General features: G+C 30.3%; 2 protein-coding genes. Both read right to left on the reverse strand.

The window, feature by feature from the left end; all coding sequences use genetic code 11:
• The coding region (locus tag BMW96_RS13590) for a glycoside hydrolase family 2 TIM barrel-domain containing protein (RefSeq protein WP_092357082.1) at positions 1-5,351 on the reverse strand (5,351 nt) is incomplete at its 3' end.
• 370 nt (positions 5,352-5,721) lie between these two features.
• A partial coding sequence (locus tag BMW96_RS13595) for an LPXTG cell wall anchor domain-containing protein (protein WP_143050763.1) occupies positions 5,722-6,204 on the reverse strand: 483 nt, incomplete at its 5' end.

Below are 6,204 nucleotides of genomic sequence, written 5' to 3' on the forward strand. Positions count from 1 at the left end.
TCACCTTTTAAGAATTCTAACATATGCATTGCTACTGATAGTCTTGCAAATGATGTATCTACTTCTTCTTGTGTTGCATTATCATTAGCTAAGATTGTATTTGCTTCAGCTAATGCTGCATTGAATTCTTCTACTACTGCTGGTACTACTTTATCTAAATCTTCCTCAGTTACATTACTTGCCAAATCTACAGCTATTTGTAATTTTGTTTTATTTACTGTTACCTCAGCTTTTACTAAAGCTTCCTTAGCATTTTGTAATACAATTACTGCATTATCTACTTCTTCTTGTGTTGCATCTGCTTTTTCTAATACTTCTTTAGCATTATCCATTGCGGTCTTGAATTCTGCCCAGCTAACACTTGTATAATCACTTTCTTGTAATTGGTTACAAGTAGTTAATAGCTTTTCTAACAATGATAAATCTAAACTGTTTGATAATTTAATAGCATAAATAAATTTTTGATCACGAATATCTTTTATAACTACTTTATCATTTTGATTAATTAAATCATTATTGTTTTTAATATTTCCTTTATCATCTTGTATTTCCACAACACAATTCCCCTTTGGCTGTAACATTGCAATAAGTTTAGCAACATTAATTGAATTATCATCAAGTTTAACTGTTGCACTGCTTTCATCAACTATACTTCCACTTAAACGCCAACCATATACCTTTATTTCTTTTGCTACAGCAGGTATATATGATTGATTTAAACTAGAGCTATTTACAGTTAATGACATATCTTTAATTTGTGCAGTTTTCCCATCTACCCAATGTTCAGTATAATCTTGAACAGTATTATCATTATTTACAAGATCATATCCACCAGCTATTCCTACTGGATTTAAAGCATGTAATTCATATTGATAAGAACGTTTTGAAGCTGAATTAAACCAATCAATAGTAACTCCTGTAAGATAGAACCAATCATTTGTATCTGCTTTTTCAGTTAAATCTAAATGAACTGTAGCTGGATAATAACTTTGAGTTCGAGCTGCATTCATTACACCGCTCCATCTTGTATTTACATCACCATCATTAATATTTGTCGCAACAAATCCTTTTGAAACATCTTCATTAGCTACAATTTTACCATCTACCTCTTCTTCTGTTGCTAATGCCTGAACTGGTTTATTTTGAGAAATAGGTGCAGTACTACTATCAACAAATGATAATGTATATGAATCCTTAGTTCCTTGATTTAAGCTTTCAACAACTAAAGTAACACCTTCATAAATTAAATCTTGACTATCTAATTTGTCATTACCATCAACAATACTTATTTTTGCATTACCATCAATTTCTAATTGATTTAAAAATTCTTCTACTGTAGTTCCAACATTTACACCACTAACTATATAATTATTTTCATCAATATCATATAATGGTGAACTCATTTGATAACCTTCTACTTCCATTTCCCAAACACTAGGAGCATGATAAGCATAACTTGTATTTTTACCATCAACTACTAATAAAACATAACGACCTTTTGCACTTAAATCTTTTATTACATGATTTTCTTTTTTATCAATATTATCACTACCATCAACAATTAAATATTTTTCATCAACTATTTCTTGTTGTAAAACATCTAAAGTATCAGAAGCATAAATTTTATATGTATAATAACGATTCACCTTATTTTCATCATGAGGAGTAGTTCCCCCAAAGAAAGTTAAATCTAAATGATTTAAGTTATACCTAGCACCTAAATCAAAACATACTTTAGCTGGATAAATAGCTTTATCATGAGCAGCATTCATTGCCCCACTCCATCTTGTATCAAGCTTTCCATCATTGATATAGTGTGCTGGAGCATAATTTTTACCATGAACAAGATCATTTTCACCTTCTAAAACATCTTCATTAGGTTTACTTACACCATCACTATCTATCCCTTCAAAAGCAATTACCTTTTTATTTTGAGAAATTGGTGTAGCATCTAACCCGCTTCTTTCTAAAGTATAACAAATATCTTCATCACCCATGCTAATTAATACCTTCATATTAGCATTAAGTTTACCACCATTTACAATACTACCATCTTGATCAATAACTGAAATTTTATCAAAGTTTCCCTCAACAATTAAATTATTTAATAAATCCTCAACTGTAGCATCTGTCCAGCCCTTTATTTTTGCATTAGCATTATCAACTCGATATACATCACTCTTCAACATAAAACCATGTACTTCAACTTCTCGAATATACATTGAAGCTACAGAATTTGTAGCAGAAAGCCCCTCTATTTTTACATAACGAGCTAATTGAGGAGCAAAACTACGATTAGTCCAACTCATTCCACTGCTTTGATCATTACTCTTAGTTTGATCAATAACTTTAACCCAATTTACATTGTCTTGACTTAAGTAAATAGAATATGTAAATGTTCGATGACTTGTATCATGATCCCACCATAATACATTCGTATCATATACATAATATAAATCTTGTAAATCAATAATTGCATTTTGTGGTGATTGTGCAGATAGGGCTACTCCAGAATTCCATGTTGTACTTGTTTTACCATCAACCATATTTTCTTTTGGTTCACCACTTTTTTCATTTTCAACAATTACTGGCTTATTTCTGGAAATAGGCTGAACAATTACTCTATACCAAACAAAATGTTCTTTATCTTCACTAATCGCCTTAATCCACATATCATAGCTAATAGATGTATTATCATCTAACAAAGTACTCTTATCACTGTTGTATACTTCAATACTAGTACCATTTGATAACTTTACATTACCTTTAAAATCCTGAACTTTAGTACCTGCTGGAATTCCTGAAACAGTACTATTTTCATCATTTACATATGTAAAATTATATAGATTTGAAGAAATTGAAACTGTATCATGTAACTTTCGATTCCATGTTGTTTCATCTACATATGTTTTACCATCTTTTTTACCTATTGCAACAACATGATTTTCACCTGATTGCAAAGTTATATCCCACATAAACTTATGCTGTTCAACTTCTTTAGCTGTTTTAACACCTTGAGAAATACCATTTACAAACAATTCAACTTCATCCATATTTGCATATACTTTAGTTGAAATAACATCCTGAAAACGATTTTCAAATCTCTTACTTGTTATATGTAAAGTTGGATCCTTTGACCATGTAGCCTTATAAAAATAAAATACATCTTTTTTCAAGGTACGATCATATGCAACCATTCCCTTATTATTAATTCCTTTTCTACCCGCTTCACTACGACTATCAGAACCAAATTCAAACATATTCCATACAAAAGTACCCCATAACCATGGACGTTCTTCAATTGCCTTATAATAAATTTCATGCCATTGTGATTGGAACTCCTCTGATTGATATGCATCAAAACCTGTTCCTACTCGATATCCAGGGTTTTCTTCATGATATTCAATATTACTTCCAACCCCATATTCACTCATCCCAATTTTTCCATTTACATTGACTTTAATCGTTTCACCAGTACTTTCATCTGTAACATTAATACTATCATGGCTTTGTGCATATTCTTTTACCTGATCTAACCAGGTTCCAAAATAACGTACATCTTGTGATTCATATAAACCAAAATACTTATTCCATGCACTAACATCAGATTGCCAGCTTAATGCTGCGCTTTGACTTTGAGCAGTTGCAACAGTAACTAAACGAGAATTATCTAACTCATGAGATAATTCATATAAATCACGTAATAAAGTATTAATTCTTCCACCATTATTTGGCCACTGTTCATTATGAATTCCCCAAACAATAATTGATGGATGTGATATATTTTGTTTGATTAACTCTTCTAGATTATTTTTAGTACTTTCCGTAAAATGAGTACTTGCAGTCATACTATTAACTAATGGTATTTCTGCCCATGCACAAATACCATATATATCAGCTAATTCATAAGCATATTCATCATGTTGATAATGTGCTAAACGTAATGCATTAGCTCCAATATTTGCAATCATTGCCATATCTTCTTCTTGATCTTTTTTACTAACTGCATATCCTTTGTCCATGCGGTCTTGATGTTTATTTACTCCACGCAATGGATATGATTTTCCATTTAAGAAAAATCCTTCATTTTCATCAACATAATAAAATCTAAAACCAATCTTTTTATATACAATATCTTTTAAATTATTACTTTCATCATATAAAAATACTTTTACATTATATAGATATGGATCCGCAACTCCATTCCATAAATGTGGATCATTTACAATAACTTGTTCATTTATATTTTGAATTACACCAGTACCATTAATTTCAATTTTTTCACTGCTTGTAACTTCACTCCAATTTGCATCATATACAACTGTTTGCATATATGCTTTTTCACCATTATTGACAGCAACCCTTGCATCAATATTAATTTTTCCACCATTGCTAAAAACTTCTTCAACAGTAGAATCCTTAGTTACATTATCAATTACAGCTTGATTAATCAATACTCCTTCACTACCATGATCCAATAAATCAAAATGACTATCATCTACTGCAATAATATTAACATCACGATATAAACCACCAAATACTGTAAAATCTCCTGATAATGGCATTAATGAATTAACTCGATTATCTACACATAATGCTATTTGAGTTAAACCATCTTTTTTTACATAATCAGTAATGTCAAATCTAAAGTTAGAATATCCACCTTCATGTTGACCTACATAGTTTCCATCTATGTATACATCAGTAATCTTACAAGCTCCTTGCACTTCTAAATAAATATTTTTATTTTCATAAGTATCAACTGTAAAATCTACATTACTAATATACCAGCCCTTACCTTTTACATAATCATTGTTACCATCTGCACCATCTTTACTGTTCCAGCAATGTGGTACTTGTACATGTTCCCAATTATCACTTACATTAGGAACAGTTTGACTAGCAGGTACTTTTTCCATATCTTTTTCTAATCTAAAACGCCAATCATTTTCATTAATATTTACTTCAATATGTGAACTTTGTTTATAAACTGATTCAATAACTTGAACTATAAACTGTCCACTTTCTATTTTATCCCCTTTTCTTGCAATTACTTCTACTGTTGTTGTTCCTACTTTCTTTGCCTGTACAACTATTGTTTTTTCATCTAAAGATACATTAGCTATTGATGAATCTTCAGACTCAACTAATAACTCAACTCCTTCTTCTGGATATGTAGTTACAAACACATGTGTCTTTGTACCCACTTCCAAATTCCCTATATCTCGTAATCCCTGAATTGAAAGATCACTAATAACTGTACTTTCAAATTCCATACCCTGAACAGATAATGGTGTAATAGCAGAAAATGCCATCATCATTGTCAACAGTATAGAAAATAGTTTTTTCATAAAAATCCTCACTTTCCCATTATTACGTTTTAAAAATAAAATTATTTAAACAAAACTGATATACTATTTAAAATATTATTTTAAGAATTTCACCCCCAAGCCTCATGTTAACGCTTACATTTTTATTGAATTTTCAGTTTCAAAAATGCAATAATTTTAATTATATTTTAGTATACTAAATAATAATTATCAATATATTTAATTTTTCCACACCAAATAAATTACTTACTAAACTGCCAATATTATCTTGCATTTCTATTACAAAATATGTTTACATAGAAATAATTTAAACAGATGTATAAAAATAAACAAAATAACGCCATAAGTTTTTTTAGAAAGTTATGGCGTTATCATTTTTAATTATTTATATTTAACAATCTTCTTTTCTTCTTAGTAAACTTAGTCCAGCTAAACTTAACATTGTTAATCCTGCAAAGATTCCAGTTAAACTGTTATCTCCAGTTTTTACACTTGCTGTTGTATCTCCAGCTTTTACTGGTTCTAATCCCTCAAGGGCTTTTGTTAAAGCTGCATGAGCTGCTTTTACTTCTGCCTCACTTGCTTCTGGATCTTCTAATACTGCCTGTGCTTTTATTACTTCATCTGCTACTACTGCCCATGTATTAGCCGTATAACTTGCACCATTTAACCCATTTGCCTTATTAATTAAATCCGCCAATAAATCTTTATTTGGTTTTAATCTTAAGTTCAAGTATGCTCTTGTTAATGCATCACATGCTTCATCTACTTCTGCCTGTGTTGCTTTTTCATTTCCTAATACTTCTTGGGCTGTTTCTAATTCTGGTAACATTGCTTGCCACGAAGATGCGATATATTTATCTTCTTCTAATCC

Origin of the sequence: Thomasclavelia cocleata, from assembly GCF_900102365.1 — a bacterium.
Taxonomy (GTDB): Bacteria; Bacillota_I; Bacilli_A; order Erysipelotrichales; family Coprobacillaceae; genus Thomasclavelia; species Thomasclavelia cocleata.